Source organism: Paractinoplanes toevensis (assembly GCF_018332695.1).
Classification (GTDB): domain Bacteria; phylum Actinomycetota; class Actinomycetes; order Mycobacteriales; family Micromonosporaceae; genus Actinoplanes; species Actinoplanes toevensis.
In genome coordinates this window covers 1-14,884 of the sequence record NZ_BOQN01000017.1, presented here as the reverse complement: position 1 = coordinate 14,884, position 14,884 = coordinate 1, and the positions used below count along the sequence as shown (strand labels likewise).

The following is a 14,884-nucleotide window of genomic DNA, read 5'->3' as shown; positions in this document are numbered from 1 at the left end:
CGCGCGTCGGTCGCGCGGGCTGGGCGGTCGGGTGATGGTGCGGTTGTGGACGTTGTCGCCCGTACTGAAAAAGGCCGTGACCTTCATCGCGAAAGCGTTCTAGACGCGGATGAACGCCGCGATTTCGGGGTCGCGGCGCAGCTCGGCGAGTTCCTCGGCGGTCGGCAGCGCCGGGCGGTCGCGGTCGACGACCACCGCGCACAGGAAGCCGAACGGCTGGTCGTCGGGTGCGCGGAACTGGTGCCAGCCCCAGCTCGGCACGAACACGACGTCGTGCGGCGCGACGGGCACGATCCGGTCGACGATCAGGGCGCTGCCGTGCCCCCGGATCGGCACGACCACGTGGGTGTGCTCGTGCCGTTCGAGGGTGGTGTGCCCGCCCGGCCCGACCTCGAAGTAGCGCAGCGACGTGCCCTGGCCGTGCTCGGCGTCACTGAGCACCTGACGGGTCACCGACCGGTGTGTGCCGTCCTGCTCCTTGTAGGCGAGGACCTCGCCACCCTCCCAGACGAAGGGCTCGCGCTGCCCCCGCTTGTTCACTGGAGGCCGGTGCGGACCGAGGTGATGCGCTGGGTGTTGAAGCCGAGCCAGTGCATGCGGCCCACGTAGCGGGCGTGCTCGATCTTGAGGCAGCGGTCCATGATCACGGTCAGGCCGCCGTCGGTGGCGATCCGCGCGCCCTCGGCGTTGATCACGCCGAACTGGCACCACAGCGTGCCCGCCCCGATCGCCACCGCGTCGCGGGCGATCTCCGGCAGGGCGCTCGGCGCGCGGAACACGTTGACCACGTCGACCGGCACCGGCACGTCGCGCAGGCTCGGATAGCTGGTCTCGCCGAGGATCTCCGGCTCGCGCGGGTTGACCGGGATGACGTGATAACCGTGCCGCTTCAGGTAGTAGCCGACGAAGTAGCTCGCCCGCAGCGGGTTGTTGGACAGGCCGACGATCGCGATCGTCTTCGCGTTGTTGAGCACGCGCTGGATCTGCGTGACGTCCTGATATTGCTCCAGGTCGAGCTCGGTCATTTGGCCGCCACCTTCTCCAGTGCCTGGGAGAGGTCCCAGATCAGATCCTCCACCGATTCGGTGCCGACCGACAGTCGTACCGTCCCGGGGCCGACCCCGGCGGCCCGCAGCTCCTCCTCGCTGAGCTGGCGGTGCGTCGTGCTGGCGGGGTGGATGATCAGGCTCTTGGCGTCACCGATGTTGGCCAGGTGCGACCAGAGGGTCACCCCGCGGATGAGGTCCTGGCCGGCGTCGCGGCCGCCGTCGAGGTCGAACGAGAACACCGCGCCGGCCCCGAGCGGCAGGTATTTCTCCACCAGCGGCCGGTAGCCGCTGTCCGGCAGGCCCGGGTAGCCCACCCGGGTGACCAGCGGGTGCTCGGCGAGGAAGGTCGCGACGCGAAGGGCGTTGGAAACGTGCCGTTCCATGCGCAGGGACAGGGTCTCCAGGCCCTGCAGGAACAGGAACGCGTTCAGCGGCGCGAGGGTGCCGCCGAGGTCGCGCAGCGTCTCGGCGCGCAACTTCATCAGGTAGCCGTACGTTCCGAAGGTCTCGTGGAACTGCAGGCCGTGATAGGCGGGGGAGGGGTCGGCGACCACCGGGAAGCGGCCGTTGGACCAGTTGAACGTGCCGGCCTCGACCACCACGCCGCCGATGCTGGTGCCGTGCCCGCCGATGAACTTGGTCGCCGAGTGGATCACGATGTCGGCGCCCCACTCGATCGGCCGGCACAGGTAGGGCGTGGCGAACGTGTTGTCCACGATCAGCGGCAGCTCGTGTTCGTGCGCGATGCCGGCGATCGTCTCGATGTCGAGCACGTTGCCGCCGGGGTTGCCGATCGTCTCGCCGAAGAACGCCTTCGTGTTCGCCTTGACGGCCTTGCGCCACAGCTCCGGATCGTCCGGGTCGACCCAGGTCAGCTCGACGTTCATCTTGCGCAGCAGGTGCTTGAGCTGGTTGACGGTGCCGCCGTAGAGCGCCGACGATGCGACCACGTGATCGCCCGGTTCGAGCAGCGTGAACAGCGCCGCCGCCTGGGCCGCGATGCCGCTCGCGAACGCCACCCCGCCGGAGCCGCCCTCCAGGTTGGCCACCCGCTCCTCGAACACCGCCACGGTCGGGTTCATGATCCGGGAGTAGGTGTTGCCGTACTCCTGGAGGTTGAAGTAGGCGGCGGCCGACTCCGGGTCCTCGAACACGTAACTGGTGGTCTGGAAGATCGGCACCGCGCGGGCGCCGGTGTTCGGCTCGGGCCGCTGACCGGCGTGCAGCTGGCGGGTCTCGAAACCGAATTCGTGCTCTTTACTCATGGTCGCCTTCGTTCAGGAATCGGCGGACGATCGGTGTCTGTCGCGCCTCCTCCAGGAGGAAACAGTCGTGTCCGTAGGGTGCGTCGATCAGGTGGTACTCGACCGGCTTGCCGGCCTCCCGGAGCGCCTCCTCGATCTCGGCCGACGCGGCCGGTGGATAGAGCCAGTCGGAACTGAACGCGATCAGCAGCGTCCGTGCCTCGACCTCGGCGAACGCCTCGGCGAGGGACTTGTGCCCGCGGGCCACGTCGAAATACGTCAGAGCACGAGACAAATACAGGTACGTGTTGGCGTCGAACCGTTTCACGAACGAGTTCGCCTGGTATCGCAGGTAGCTTTCGACCTCGAACTCGGGCTCGCGCAGCGTGTATCGGATGTCGTCGGCGAACTGCAGCCGCCGGGCGAAGCGGTCCTCGAGGGCCGGCCCGGAGAGATAGGTGATGTGCCCGACCATCCGGGCCACGCCCATACCGGCGTCCGGTGTGCTCCCGGTGCCGTAGTAGTGCCCGTCCTGCCAGGCCGGGTCCCGCATGATCGACTCGCGGGCGATCGAGTTCCAGGCCACCCCCTGCGGGTGCAGGCCATGGGTGGAGGCGATCACCACGATCGCGTCGACCTGATCGGGGTAGGACACCGCCCACTGCAGGGCCTGCATGCCGCCGAGCGAGCCGCCGGCCACCGCCGCGAGCCGCTCGATGCCGAGCACGTCGAGGAACGCCCGCTCGCACCGGACCATGTCGGCCACCGTGACGACCGGGAAGTCCGACCCGTACGGCCGGCCGGTCTCGGGGTTGATCGAGGACGGCCCGGTCGTGCCGCGGCAGCCGCCCAGCAGGTTGGTCGAGACGACGTAGAAATGGTCGGTGTCGAACGCCTTGCCCGGCCCGATCATGCCGTCCCACCAGCCCAGCGCCTTGCCGGCCGCGCCGTCGCGGCTCTCCGCCGCGAACCCGTCGCGGGTGCCCGCCTCGGCCGGTGTGCTCGAAAGACCGGCCGCATGGGCATCGCCACTGAGCGCGTGGCAGACGAGGATGACGTTGTCTCTCTCCGGCGACAGGGTGCCGTAGGTCTCGTAGGCGACCCGGACCGAGCGCAGCTCGCGCCCGCAGTCGAGAGCCAGCGGAGCGGGCAGATCGAGGAAACGGGTGTCGACGCTGCCTACGGAACCTGCCATGCGGGGACTATAACTAGGCAGCGTCTGGGCAGGCCAGTATGGTTGTCGAGATTCCCCATGGGTTTACTAGGATTACTGACGAAAGGGATAGATCATGACGACGGTGGACAACGGAGTCAACGTGCAGGCGTTGCTCGACGCGCGCGAGGTCCTCAGGGGTGCGCCGGAGGCCGCCCAGTTCACCTGGAAGGCCTCGGCCAAGTGGGAGAACGGGGTGCACAGCACCGCGACCATCAAGAACTTCTTCGGTCTCGGAGCCGAGCAGTCGCACAAGAGCGAGACCACCTTCACCGCCGACCACCCCGAGGTGTTCGCGGCCGAGGACCACGGCATCACTCCGATCGAATACCTTCTGGTCGGCCTGGCCAGCTGCCTGACCGCGGGCGTCGCCTCGGTCGCGCAGAACCGCGGCATCCAGCTGCGCTCGGTCGAGTCGACGGTTGAGGGCAACCACGACATCCGGGGCATCCTGGGTGTCGACAGCGATGTCCGCAACGGCTTCAACGACGTCAAGGTCACCTTCAACATCGACGCCGACGCGTCGAAGGAGGAGATCGAGGCCCTGGTCGCGCAGTCGCAGAAGCGCTCGGCCGTCTACGACGCGCTGACCAACCCGACCTCCGTCACGGTCGAAGTGGCCTGAGGCGGGGCCGAGCCATAGAACGCGTCTCCACGGTCGTCATCGGTGCCGGGCATGCCGGCCTGGCGGCCAGTCACTTCCTCAGCGACCGCTCGGTCGACCACGTCGTCCTCGAGCGGGGCGAGGTGGCCAACTCGTGGCGGCGCGAGCGCTGGGACTCCCTGCGGCTGCTCACGCCCAACTGGCAGAGCCGGCTGCCCGGGCAGGACTACACCGGTCCCGACCCGGACGGTTACATGACGATGGGCGAGGTGGTCGAGTTCATCGAGCGCTTCGCCCTCGCCACCCGGGCCCCGGTCCGCACCCGCACCACGGTGACCTCGGTGCGGCCCGACGGCGACGGCTACCACGTGTCGACCGACCAGGGCGAACTGCGGTGCCGGTCGGTCGTGCTGGCCAGCGGCGCCTGCAACCTGGCGACGGTGCCCGACCTGAGCGCCGGGGTGCCGTCGGCGGTCACCCAGGTGACCCCGCTCGACTACCGCGGTCCCGACGGTCTCCCGGACGGCGGTGTGCTGGTCGTCGGTGCGTCCGCGACCGGCGTCCAACTGGCCGCCGAGCTGCAACGATCCGGCCGGGCGGTGACCCTCGCGGTGGGTGAGCACGTGCGGCTGCCGCGCCTCTACCGCAAGCGCGACGTGCTCTGGTGGATGGACGCCTCCGGGGTGTGGGACCAGCGCTACGACGAGGTCGACGACCTCAGCCGGGCTCGCAAGCTGCCCTCGCCGCAACTGGTCGGCACGCCCGAGCGCAGCACGCTCGACCTGAACGCGCTTACCGGCCTCGGCGTCGAGCTGGTCGGCCGGTTCGCCATGGTGCGCGACGGCGTCGCCCTGTTCTCCGGCGGCCTGCGCAACGTCTGCTCGCTCGCCGACCTGAAGATGAAACGCCTGCTGGCCACGTTCGACGAGTGGGCCCGCACGAGCGGGCGGGAGGCCGAGGTGGGCCCGCCGGAGGAGTTCCCGCCCACCGACGTGCCGGCCTCGTCGCGGCTGAAGCTCGACCTGCGGACCGGCGAGATCGGTTCGATCGTCTGGGCCACCGGCTACCGGCCGGACTACAGCTGGCTCGACGTCCCGGTCCTCGACGGCAAGGGCCGGCTGCGTCACGAGGGCGGGGTGGTCGACGCTCCCGGGCTCTTCGCGCTCGGCCTGCCGATGCTGCGGCGGCGCCGATCGACGTTCATCAACGGCATCGAGGACGACGCCCGGGACGTGATCGGCCGGCTGGTCAGCTGAGGCGGCGTACGTCGTGGTGATCCGCCAGGAGCGCTTCCAGGCGCTCGGCCGGCATCGGCCGGCCGAGCAGGTCGCCCTGGCCGAGCCGGCACCCGGCGGCCCGCACCGTGTCGAGATCGGCCGGTGACCGCAGGCCGTGCGCGATCACCTCGAGGCCCAGCCGCCGGCCGAGGGTCACGGTCACGTCCATGATCGCGTCGGCCGGCTGCCCGAACACCTCCCGGTCGATCTTCAGCAGGTCGATCGGCAGGATCCGCAGCCGGCTCAGCGAGGTCGGGCCCGCGCCGAAGTGGTCCAGCGCGGTCCGCATGCCCTGCGCCCGCAGCCGGCCGAGCAGGACCGGCAGGTCCTCGACGGCCGGGAGGTCCACCTCGGCCACCTCGAACACCAGCGCCGACGGCGGGATCTGATCGAGCTCCAGGACGCTGTGCAGGCTCGCCTGGAAGGCCGGGTCGGCCAGCGCCCGCGGCCGCACGTCCAGCGCCAGCCAGAGCGACTCGTGCTGCCGCCGCCAGCCGGCCAGGAGCCGGCCCGACGAGCGCAGCGCCCACTCGGCGACCGGCGGGAGCAGGCCCAGGTCCTCGGCCAGCGCGAGCAGTTCGGCGGCCGGCACCGGCCCGAGAGTGGGGTGCCGCCAGGACGGCAGCGCCTCGACGCCCACCGGCCGCCCGGTCGCCAGCTCGACGATCGGCTGGAAGTTCAGCTCCAGCTCACCCCGGGTGACCGCGCCGGGCAGGTCCTGTTCGAGGGTGGAGCGCCGCAGCAGGCGAACCTCCATCCGCTCGTCGTACCACTCGACGGTGCCGGGCGGTCCGGACCGCACCGAGCGCAGCGCGAGCACCGCTCGGCGGAGAGTCTCGTCGATGCCGTCGGCCGCGTCGAAGTCGACCATCCCGGCCCACGCCGACAGGTGCGAGACCGTGCCGGCCGTCGGGTACGGCGCGGTCAGCGCGTTGAGCAGCCGGCTGGTCAGCAGGTGGGCGCGGACCGCACCGCAGCGGGTCAGCAGCGCGAACCGGGTCTCACCCAGCCGGGCCGCCACGTCCGCGCCGCCCACCCCGGACCGCAACCGGCGGGCCGCCTCGACCACGACCACCTCGGCGAGGTCGGACCCGTGCACGTCGCCGATCGCGGTCAGCCCGCCCAGCTCGATGACGATCACCGCGCCCGCGTCCGGGATCAGCTCGGCGGCGCGGCGCAGGCCCGGGAGATTGACCAGGCCGGTCTGCCCGTCCAGGTGGGTCGCCACCCGCAGCGCCTGTTCGAGGTCGCGCAGCTCGCTGACGTCGCGCACGTGCACGACCAGGTTGTGGCCGGGTTCGGCCGGGTCGGCGCCGGAGGTCGTCCACTCGGTCGCCCGCCACCGGCCGAAACCGTCGCGCAGCCGCACCGGCAGGCATTCCCCGCCGCCCGGCCCGGCCATCCGCGCGGTCAGGTAGGCGTGCACCTCGTCGGCCTGGTCCGGATGCGCCAGCACCGACACCGTCCGGCCGAGAACGTCCTGATCGGAGAGCCCGAACTGGCGGGCCGCGGCCGGCGACTGCCAGCGCACCGCCAGGTCGGCGTCGAGCACCATCGCCACGTCGGCGGCCCCGAACATCAGGTTGCGCAGCCGGTTGCCCTGGTCGGTGAGGTGGTCGGCGTGCCGGCGCAGGGCGACCGCGGCCACCCACTCGCGGGCCGCGACCGCCGTGATCGCGGTGGTGCCCAGCCCGATCGACACCGCGTCCAGCCCGCCGCCGTTGATCAGGTGGTAGACGGTGACCAGGGCGGCCCCGAGCATCGGCAGGGTGAGCAGCGGAACGCCGGCCGACGGTTCGCTGCCGGCCGGTGGGACCGGGCCGGCGTCCGGGCGGACCCGGATCGCGCCGTACCACATCAGCCCGGCGGCCACATTGATCGCGAGGGCTGCCGCCACCGCCGCGATCGGCGCGTTCGGATGACCCGGGAAGTCCAGGCCGGCGACCAGGGCGACCAGCCCGACCAGGGACAGCGCCGCGCCGGGCGCACACCATTGCAGCGCCGCCCGGTTCCGGATCGCGTGCACACCGGCCACCGCCACGGTCGCGGTGGCCCCGGCGCCGAAGACCAGGGCGGTGATCGTCGCGCCGCGCCGGACGTCGGCGGTGAACAGGAACAGCCACGGCAGGTAGATCAGGCAGGCCGCGATGCCCAGGATGTCCAGCCCGAGGCGGAGCCGGGCCAGCAGGTCCCGGCGCTGGTGCGGGCGCAGGATCGCCGGAAGGTAGAGCGCCGCCACGAAGAACAGGCTGACCAGCGGGATCTCGGCCGGCAGCGGCACACCCCCGCCGACCAGCACGTGCGGCGCGACGAGCGCGGCGACGCCACTGGCCGCCCCGGCCGCCGCGGTGAGCAGGACACCACCGGCCAGTGCCAGGGAGCGGAGGCGCGGTCCGGCGGCCCGGCCGGCGACGACGGCGCGCACCATCACCACGGCGAAGACGGCCGAACAGGCGGTCAGGAAGCCCGCGGCGGCCGGCGTGGGGAGCAGGCTGAGCAGCCCGGTCAGGACGAATACCGCGGCAGCGGCCATCGCCGGCCGGCTCAGCTGCCCGCCGGCCGGGCGGTCGGGGGACCCGCCTGCCATCGGCCTCATCCACGCGTCAACGAATGACCCACCCCGAAGGTTACGGCCGAGAGGTTCCCGTCAATGCACTAATTCTGGCCGGTTCGCGTGTCCGTTCGGCCGCACCATCGGTCTCGACCCCTAGGAGGACCGATGAAGAAGCCCAATCCCACCGGTACGGACGACGTCCGGGCGCGGCTGGCCGGCCTGTCCCCGTCCGCCCGGCACCTGCTGCAGGCGACCACCGCCCTGCCGTCGCCGTTCCGCCCGGCCCGGCTGAGCGCGCTGGAGGTCGCCCAGTTGGTCGGCCTGGCGCTGACCAACCAGCAGATCGCCGGCCGGCTGGGCCGGTCACCGCACACCGTCAACTTCCACCTCCGTCAGATCTTCCGGAAGCTCGGGGTGGCATCACGGGTCGAGCTGGTGTTGCTGCTGGGAAGGAGGGAAGCCACCCGGTGACCGTAGAGCCAGTCGTGCGACCCCGGTGGCGCCGCAGCCATGTCCTCGTCCCGGCGCCGCTGCTGGTCGCCGTCCGGCAGGTGGTAGACGTGGGCGCCGGCCCGGGACAGGTCGGTGACCCGCCCGACCCGCTCCCGGCGCAGCGCCTCGTAGTGGGCGAACGCGTCCGGCCGGCCGGCGCACCGGGCCAGGGTGGCGGCGTCCTCGATGGCCTGGGCCGCGCCCTGCGCGATGAACGGCAGCATCGGGTGGGCGGCGTCGCCGAGCAGCACGACGCGGCCGCGGTGCCAGCGCGGTGCCGGCGGCCGGTCGACCAGGGGGTGCGCCTCGGGCCGCTCGACCCGGTCGACCAGCTCGCGCACCGCCGGATGCCAGCCGGTGAACGGCTCGTCCCCGGAGCGCCCGACCATGACCAGGTTGAGGTGGCCCCGGTCGACCGGGTAGGCGACCACGTGCCGGTGCGGGCCCAGCCAGACCACGACGCGATCCAGCTCGGACTCCATCGGCAGCACGGCCCGCGCGGCCACGTACCCGCTGTACCGGGGCGCGTCCCGGACGACCAGGCCGCGGACCGCCGAGTGCAGGCCGTCGGCACCGACCACGGCGGTGGCGCGCTCGCCGGTCCCGTCCGCGAAGGAGAGGGCACCCTCGTCCGTGACGGACACACACCGGCGTCCGAAGACGACCGCCGCCTCCCGCAGCGCCGCGATCAGGGCACCACGCCGCATCGTGTAATAGGGAGTGTCGTAGCGGGTCAGGTCGGTGCGGGTGATCAGCCTGTTGTCCTGCCAGCGGCGGATCTCCCGGCAGGCCGGCCGGGCCGCGGTGTCGAACACCCCGCCCAGGCCCAGGTCGTGCAGCTCGGCCGCGGCGTTCGGGGCGATCTGGATGCCGAAGCCCTCGTCCGGGAGCGCGGCGCGCTGCTCGAACACCACGCTTCGGACGTCCCGGCGGGCGAGCGCGAGGGCGGCGGTGAGGCCGCCGATCCCCGCGCCCACGATGGCGATCCGGTCCATGGGTGCCGCCTTTCAGTAGTAGCGCAGGGCCCGGTCCCAGTTCTCGCCGGCGGCGAACAGGCCGCGCGGCTTCATCACCTCCGGCGTCGCAGTGAGCACGTCAGCAGGCACCAGCGTGCCGGGTGGCACGGGCTCCACCCGGGCCCCGGCGCCGATCAGGGCGGTCAGCTCGTGCACCGCCGCGTCCGCGTGCGGGGCCGCCACCTCGATCTGCACGTGCAGGCCGGGTGGTTCGGGCCGGGCTCGCCAGAACATCACGCCGTACTCCGCCGGAAGCCGGAAGATCAGGTCCTCCAGGGCCACCTGGGTGAGGCCGTCACCGGCCGCGAAGCGGCCGAGCACCCGGACGACCGGTAGCGCCCAGCCGCACGGGCAGTCCCGGTAGGTCACCTCGACCCGGTCGCCCAGGTGGTAGCGCAGCAACGGCATCGCCTCCCGGAACAGCGGCGTGACCACCAGCTCCCCGGCACCGTCGGTGCCGATCCGGCCGGTCGCCGGGTCGTACACCTCGAAGATCGCGCGGTCCGCCCACAGATGCAGGCTTCCGTGCGGGCATTCGCCCGCCAGCCCGCCGGTCTCGCTCGCGCCGTACTCCTCCACCACCGGCGCGTGCCAGATCTGCGCGATCCGGGCGCGCCGGGCCGGGCTCAGCGGTTCGCCCGCCACCAGCAGCGCCCGCAGGGCGGGAAAATCGCGGCCGGGCCGCAGGCCGGCCCGGGCCGCCGCGGCCGCCCAGAGCAGGGCATCGGTGGGCAGCGACCAGGTCAGGGTGACATCCAGGTCGTGCATCAGACGAACAACCTTGGCGTACGGGGTGGCCAGCGACCGGTTGTCGGCCGGCACCACGGTCGCGCCGCAGGCCCGCGCCCCGGCGTGGGCCACGTGCCCGGTGAGCATCAGCGCGTACGGGGTGCGGACCAGGAACGTGTCGGACGGCCGGATGCCGATGTGCATGCGCGTGTACCGGTCGATCAGGTCGGCCCAGTCGCCCTCGGTGTAGAAGGAGGCGGTCGGCGTCCCGGTGCTGCCACTGGACTCGTGGTAGGTGGCCAGCCGCGACCGGTCCACCGCGAGCATCCCGAACGGGTAGGCGTCGCGGACGTCCGCCTTGCTGGTCAGCGGGTACCGCTTGAGTTCGGCGCCGTTCGCCGGCACACTGCCCCGCCGCCGGTAGAAGGGTGACCCGCCGGCCGCCGCGAGGGCGGCCGGCAGCAGCGAGTCCTGAAGTTTCGCCAGGGCGTCGAAGTCGGCCCAGTCCCCGATGCGGGGCCGGTCAGAGCTCATGGCAGAGCTCGTCGATCGGATAGCCGACGTGCCGTTCCCGGCCGGGCAGATAGCCGAGCACCTCGTCGCCCGGCTTGAGCTCGGTGGAGTTGAGCACCACGCCGCCCGGCCCGAGCAGCCGCACGTGCCAGTCGTCCTGGACGATGAGGTTGAGCTGCTCGCCGGAGGGCGCCACGGCGTCGATGGCGAGCAGCGGCCGCGTCTCGATCTTGACCCGGCCGACGGTCACCGCCCGGCTGCGGCCGTCCGCGCGGACCGCGAGCACGGTCGCCCCGGCCTGCAGCTCGCACAGGTAGCGGGTGCGCTCGTGGTCGGCCAGCGTGTACGACATGACCGCGCCGGCGTTGACCCGGAACGGCCGCATCGGCATGTAGGGCAGCGGGTGCGTCTCGCTGACGCACAGCAGCAGCCCCCGCGAGCGCGACCCGACCAGGATCCCCTCGTCCGGGTTCAGGTACGAGCAGGTGTCCACGCAGGCCCGTTCCCCGGAACCGCAGTGTCGCACCCCGGTGACGGTGAGGGTGACCAGGTCGAGGTCGGGCGAGCGGCGCCGCACCACCTCGGTGAGTTTGGTGGCGTCGCCCGGTCCGCCCGGCCGCAGCAGCACCCCGTCCGGCCCGCGCTCCAGCACGGTCAGGTGCACCGAGGCCTCGTCGATCCCGCTGACCTCGGTGATGATCCGGCCGTCGGCGCCGTCCGCCGCGGCCAGCACGATCTCCAGCGGGATGTGCGTGGGGTCGTGGAAGCGCAGCACCGTGAGCTCGTCCCGGCGCACCCGCTCGCAGGCCAGCTCCAGGCTCTCCGCGTCGGTGACGTCCACCCGGGTGCCGAAGCGCACGCCGGGCCGGTCCACCGTGGCCCGGGTCGCCGGGTCGACCAGGACGAGGTCGGCGTTGCCCAGGTCGCCGGGCAGATCGCCGGTGACGGCGAGCACCCGGGTGACGGTCGGCGGCAGGTCGGCCAGGTCGGCCGGGTCGTCCGCCACAATCGCGTCGAAGCGCAGGTGGACGGCCTCCTCGCTGACCGCGCGCCGCCACGGACCCGCTCCCCGTAGGTCCAGCCAGCACTCGCGAGCCGCGCTCATCGGACGGCCACCGGGGTGCGGTCGTGCACCACGGCGGCGAGCCGGCGCACCATCGCGCCGGGGTCGCCGGCGGTGAAGACGAGGCGTCCCACCGCCACCCCGGCGGCGCCGGCCTGCATGGCCGCCGACATCCGGCCTAACACGGCGTCCGGGTCCGACCCCGGATCTCCGCCGGCCGCCAGTACCGGGATCGCGGCGCCCGCGATGATCCGGGCGGTCTCCGCCGGGTCGTCCGGCAGGGCGGTCTTGACCAGGTCGGCGCCCAGCTCGGCGGCGACCGCGACGGCGTGCGCCACGAGATCCGGGGCCCGGCCGTCGCGCACCGCCGGGCCGCGTACGTACATCATCGCGAGCAGCGGCACCGACCAGCGGTCGCACTCCTCGGCGACGGCGGCCAGGTGGGCGATCTGCGCGGCCTCGGTCCGGGACGCCGCGTTGACGTGCACGCTGACGGCGTGCGCGCCGAGCCGGAGCGCCTCCTCGACGGTGGCCACCGGGAACTTCGCGTCCGGGTCGGCCGCCATCCGGGTGCTCGCGTTGAGCTGGACCACCAGCGACAGGTCGCGGAACCGGGCCGGGCGGATCCGGCGGACCGCGCCCTTGTGCACCACCACGCCGTCGGCGCCGTGCTCGGCCAGCCGGCCGACGAGCGTGTCGAGGTCGCCGTCGGCGCGCAGCGGACCGGCGCCCACGGCGTGGTCGAGGGGGACGAGGAGCAGCCCGGAGCTGCCCCGCCGGCCCAGGTGGCCGAGGCGCAACCGCCGTCCGAATGCTTCGTTCGCGTACATCGCAACTCCTCCGTGAGTCTTTGGTCGATGCCGTCCGAAGTTAACGGCGGCTCACGCCGCGGCATACTGCTCGAGTGAGTGGGTACAAGGCAGAACTCGGCAAAAGCGCTGGTCGGCGCCGCGTTACTCGTATTGACCTGATCAAATAGGTAGTTGTTTCCAAGATCGGGTTATCTCGTTGGTGCACAACGGAATCCGCCGTTTGTACTTAGCCAGTAGGCTTGCTCGCCGGGAAGGTGCGCCCGATTGGAATACGCGCCGCCACGGGGGATTTCCGCACGACCGGATGGCTGAGCGAACCGCACGAACGGCTATTAGCCCGTTCCACTCGCGGCCCGCACAATCAGCGTCCTATACCTCGATGGGGGCGCCGCATGACGATCGATCCGGGCGAAGGGCCACCGGCGTGAGCTGGCGCCTTCTCGGGCGGGACCCGGAGATCGAGCTGCTGACCGGCATCCTGGACGACACCGCGGCCGGCGCCGGTGGCTGGCACGTGCTGACCGGCCCGCCCGGCATCGGCAAGTCGCGGCTGCTGCAGTCGGTGTTCGAGCTGGCCGCCCAGCGGCGCCTCGCGGTCGCGACCCGGGAGGCGTTCCGGCTCGACCAGGCCGCGCCGCTGCTGACGCTGGCCGGCGCGCTGCGCGACTGCACCCCGGAGACGTCCGCGTTCGCCTGGCTCACCGAGCACGAGCCGGAACGATCCGATCCGCTCGGCACCCTGCAGCGGCTGCGTGTGTCGCTGGAGCAGGCGGCCCGGGAACGCCCGCTGCTGATCGTGATCGACGATGCCCAGTGGACCGACGAGCTGAGTGCGCTGGCCATCCGCGAGCTGATCCCGGCCCTGGCCTCCTCTCCGGTGCGCTGGCTGTTCGCCCACCGCCCACCGTCCGCCGAGGACCGGGACACCCCCGGCCACCAGCTGATGCGGTGGCTGTTGCGCGACGGCACCCCGCCGATCCGGCTGAACCCCCTCGACGAGTCGGTCATCGCCGAGCTCAGCGCGGACGTGGTCGGCGCCGCGGTGGACAACACCGTGGTCGCCCTGGCCGCCTCCTGCCTCGGCAACCCGCTGCGCACCGAGCAGATGCTGCGGGCCCTGCTCACGACCGGCCAGCTGGTGGTGGCCCGGGGGGTCGGTTCGGTGGTCGGCGACGACCTGCCGTCCAGCTTCGTCGACTCGGTCCGGGAACTGCTCCTCTCGCTGTCCGAGCCGGCCGCCTGGCTGCTGCGGTCGGCGTCGGTGTTCGGCCGGCCGTTCGGCATCGACGAGGCGGCCCGCCTGGCCGGGCAGCCGCCGACCCGGCTGTACCCGCTGATCGGCGAGGCGATGGCCGACTTCCTGGTCGAGGACACCCTGGGTGGGCTGGCCTTCGCCCACGACCTGGTCCGGCAGGCCGTCTACAGCATGCTGCCCCGGCCGATGCGCGAGCAGCTGCACCGGGAGGTCGCGGCCATCACCAGCGACGCCGGCCGCCCGGCCCTGGAGATCGCGGAGCACCAGCTCAGAAGCGGCCCGTCCGGAGCCGGCGACGCGGTCCGGATGGTGCGCTCGATGGCCCGGGAGATCGCCCGGGTGGCGCCGGGGGCTGCGGCCGACATCATGCTGCGGGCGCTGGACGCGGTGGATGCCGGCGATCCGGGCCGGCCCGCGCTGATCGCCGACACGGTCGGCCTGCTCGCCTCGGCCGCCCGGCTGGAGGAGGCCCGGCGGCTCGGCGGCGAGGTTCTCGGCGCCGGACTGGACCCGGACACCGAGGCGCTGCTGCTGCTCGGGCTGGCCGAGGCGTGCAAGCACGGCGGGCTGAACACGATGACGGTCGAGTACGCCGACACGGCCCTGCGACTCGACGGGATTCCCGCCGCGGTGCGGGCCCGGCTGTACGCGGTCCGCACACACGCCCTCTGCTACCTCGGCGACCTGGCTGGGGCGGACGACTCGGGCGTGCGGTCCGAGGAACTCGGCGGGCCCGGCGGCGAGTACGGCGCCGTGGTGTTCGGCCTGGCCGGGCGCAGCCTGGTCGCCTACACCGAGGGGCGGCTGGACGACTCGCTCGCGCACGCCCGGGCGGCCACCGAACTGGCCGACCGGGAGGGTGGCGCGGCGGCCCAGCAGCATCCGCGGATCTGGCTGGGCGGTGCGCTGACCGCGCTCGACCGGTTCGACGAGGCCGAGCAGGTCATCCGGGCCGGGCGCCGGGAATCCGACCGGTACGGCTCGGCCTGGGCCGATCCACTCTGGCACTACTTCCAGACCGCCCTGCTGTACGCCCGGGGCCGGCTCGACGAGGCCGAGGTGG

13 protein-coding genes are annotated in these 14,884 nt (G+C 72.6%); 4 read left to right on the top strand and 9 right to left on the bottom strand.

The features are described from left to right. Window positions 1–99: 99 nt before the first annotated feature. The 4 genes from Ato02nite_RS07180 to metX are packed head-to-tail and all read right to left on the bottom strand — an operon-like array spanning window position 100 to window position 3,488. Window positions 100–540 carry a cupin domain-containing protein gene (locus Ato02nite_RS07180; RefSeq protein WP_213005602.1) on the bottom strand — a complete coding sequence of 147 codons (441 nt, stop codon included), beginning with the start codon at window positions 538–540 and terminating at the stop codon, window positions 100–102. Continuing rightward, on the bottom strand, window positions 537–1,025 hold the full coding sequence (locus Ato02nite_RS07175; protein WP_213005601.1) for a CoA-binding protein: 489 nt from the start codon (window positions 1,023–1,025) through the stop codon (window positions 537–539). The genes Ato02nite_RS07180 and Ato02nite_RS07175 overlap by 4 nt, the downstream gene beginning before the upstream one ends. After that, on the bottom strand, window positions 1,022–2,314 hold the full coding sequence (locus tag Ato02nite_RS07170; protein WP_213005600.1) for an O-acetylhomoserine aminocarboxypropyltransferase/cysteine synthase family protein: 1,293 nt from the start codon (window positions 2,312–2,314) through the stop codon (window positions 1,022–1,024). The genes Ato02nite_RS07175 and Ato02nite_RS07170 overlap by 4 nt, the downstream gene beginning before the upstream one ends. Continuing rightward, window positions 2,307–3,488 carry a homoserine O-acetyltransferase MetX gene (metX, locus tag Ato02nite_RS07165; RefSeq protein ID WP_213005599.1) on the bottom strand — a complete coding sequence of 394 codons (1,182 nt, stop codon included), beginning with the start codon at window positions 3,486–3,488 and terminating at the stop codon, window positions 2,307–2,309. The genes Ato02nite_RS07170 and metX overlap by 8 nt, the downstream gene beginning before the upstream one ends. 94 nt (window positions 3,489–3,582) lie before the next feature. Here metX and Ato02nite_RS07160 point away from each other — a divergent pair, with 94 nt between their 5' ends. Next, window positions 3,583–4,131: an OsmC family protein gene (locus Ato02nite_RS07160; protein WP_213005598.1), complete on the top strand. Its 549-nt coding sequence runs from the start codon at window positions 3,583–3,585 to the stop codon at window positions 4,129–4,131. Continuing rightward, on the top strand, window positions 4,128–5,366 hold the full coding sequence (locus Ato02nite_RS07155; protein ID WP_307853601.1) for an NAD(P)-binding domain-containing protein: 1,239 nt from the start codon (window positions 4,128–4,130) through the stop codon (window positions 5,364–5,366). Before Ato02nite_RS07160 ends, Ato02nite_RS07155 begins: the two co-directional genes overlap by 4 nt. Here Ato02nite_RS07155 and Ato02nite_RS07150 read toward each other — a convergent pair. Next, complete coding sequence (locus Ato02nite_RS07150) at window positions 5,359–7,974, bottom strand: EAL domain-containing protein (protein WP_213005597.1); 2,616 nt, start codon at window positions 7,972–7,974, stop codon at window positions 5,359–5,361. The two genes, Ato02nite_RS07155 and Ato02nite_RS07150, sit on opposite strands and share 8 nt — an antisense overlap. Before the next feature lie 132 nt (window positions 7,975–8,106). Between Ato02nite_RS07150 and Ato02nite_RS53205 the strand changes: the two genes are divergently transcribed. Continuing rightward, complete coding sequence (locus tag Ato02nite_RS53205) at window positions 8,107–8,412, top strand: response regulator transcription factor (protein ID WP_438873023.1); 306 nt, start codon at window positions 8,107–8,109, stop codon at window positions 8,410–8,412. On the opposite strand, the gene Ato02nite_RS07140 is transcribed toward Ato02nite_RS53205, so the two are convergent. The 4 genes from Ato02nite_RS07140 to Ato02nite_RS07125 are packed head-to-tail and all read right to left on the bottom strand — an operon-like array spanning window position 8,334 to window position 12,584. Then, window positions 8,334–9,428 (bottom strand): FAD-dependent monooxygenase, encoded by a 1,095-nt coding sequence (locus Ato02nite_RS07140; RefSeq protein ID WP_213005596.1) that lies wholly within the window; start codon window positions 9,426–9,428, stop codon window positions 8,334–8,336. The two genes, Ato02nite_RS53205 and Ato02nite_RS07140, sit on opposite strands and share 79 nt — an antisense overlap. 12 nt (window positions 9,429–9,440) lie before the next feature. Beyond that, window positions 9,441–10,712: an AMP-binding protein gene (locus Ato02nite_RS07135; protein WP_213005595.1), complete on the bottom strand. Its 1,272-nt coding sequence runs from the start codon at window positions 10,710–10,712 to the stop codon at window positions 9,441–9,443. Continuing rightward, complete coding sequence (locus tag Ato02nite_RS07130; protein WP_213005594.1) at window positions 10,702–11,796, bottom strand: 3-dehydroquinate synthase II; 1,095 nt, start codon at window positions 11,794–11,796, stop codon at window positions 10,702–10,704. Before Ato02nite_RS07130 ends, Ato02nite_RS07135 begins: the two co-directional genes overlap by 11 nt. Continuing rightward, window positions 11,793–12,584, bottom strand: coding sequence for a 2-amino-3,7-dideoxy-D-threo-hept-6-ulosonate synthase (locus tag Ato02nite_RS07125; protein WP_213005593.1), 792 nt, complete (start codon window positions 12,582–12,584; stop codon window positions 11,793–11,795). Before Ato02nite_RS07125 ends, Ato02nite_RS07130 begins: the two co-directional genes overlap by 4 nt. A gap of 406 nt (window positions 12,585–12,990) precedes the next feature. Here Ato02nite_RS07125 and Ato02nite_RS07120 point away from each other — a divergent pair. Next, window positions 12,991–14,884 (top strand): AAA family ATPase (locus Ato02nite_RS07120; protein WP_213005592.1); only part of this gene is annotated, 1,894 nt, incomplete at its 3' end.

Excerpts from the sequence above, each read along its gene's own strand:
- Ato02nite_RS07175 (WP_213005601.1), bottom strand. The coding sequence starts at position 1,025 with ATGACCGAGCTCGACCTGGAGCAATATCAGGACGTCACGCAGATCCAG.
- Ato02nite_RS07170 (WP_213005600.1), bottom strand. The coding sequence starts at position 2,314 with ATGAGTAAAGAGCACGAATTCGGTTTCGAGACCCGCCAGCTGCACGCC.
- metX (WP_213005599.1), bottom strand. The coding sequence starts at position 3,488 with ATGGCAGGTTCCGTAGGCAGCGTCGACACCCGTTTCCTCGATCTGCCC.
- Ato02nite_RS07160 (WP_213005598.1), top strand. The coding sequence starts at position 3,583 with ATGACGACGGTGGACAACGGAGTCAACGTGCAGGCGTTGCTCGACGCG.
- Ato02nite_RS07150 (WP_213005597.1), bottom strand. The coding sequence starts at position 7,974 with ATGGCAGGCGGGTCCCCCGACCGCCCGGCCGGCGGGCAGCTGAGCCGG.
- Ato02nite_RS53205 (WP_438873023.1), top strand. The coding sequence starts at position 8,107 with ATGAAGAAGCCCAATCCCACCGGTACGGACGACGTCCGGGCGCGGCTG.
- Ato02nite_RS07140 (WP_213005596.1), bottom strand. The coding sequence starts at position 9,428 with ATGGACCGGATCGCCATCGTGGGCGCGGGGATCGGCGGCCTCACCGCC.
- Ato02nite_RS07135 (WP_213005595.1), bottom strand. The coding sequence starts at position 10,712 with ATGAGCTCTGACCGGCCCCGCATCGGGGACTGGGCCGACTTCGACGCC.
- Ato02nite_RS07130 (WP_213005594.1), bottom strand. The coding sequence starts at position 11,796 with ATGAGCGCGGCTCGCGAGTGCTGGCTGGACCTACGGGGAGCGGGTCCG.
- Ato02nite_RS07125 (WP_213005593.1), bottom strand. The coding sequence starts at position 12,584 with ATGTACGCGAACGAAGCATTCGGACGGCGGTTGCGCCTCGGCCACCTG.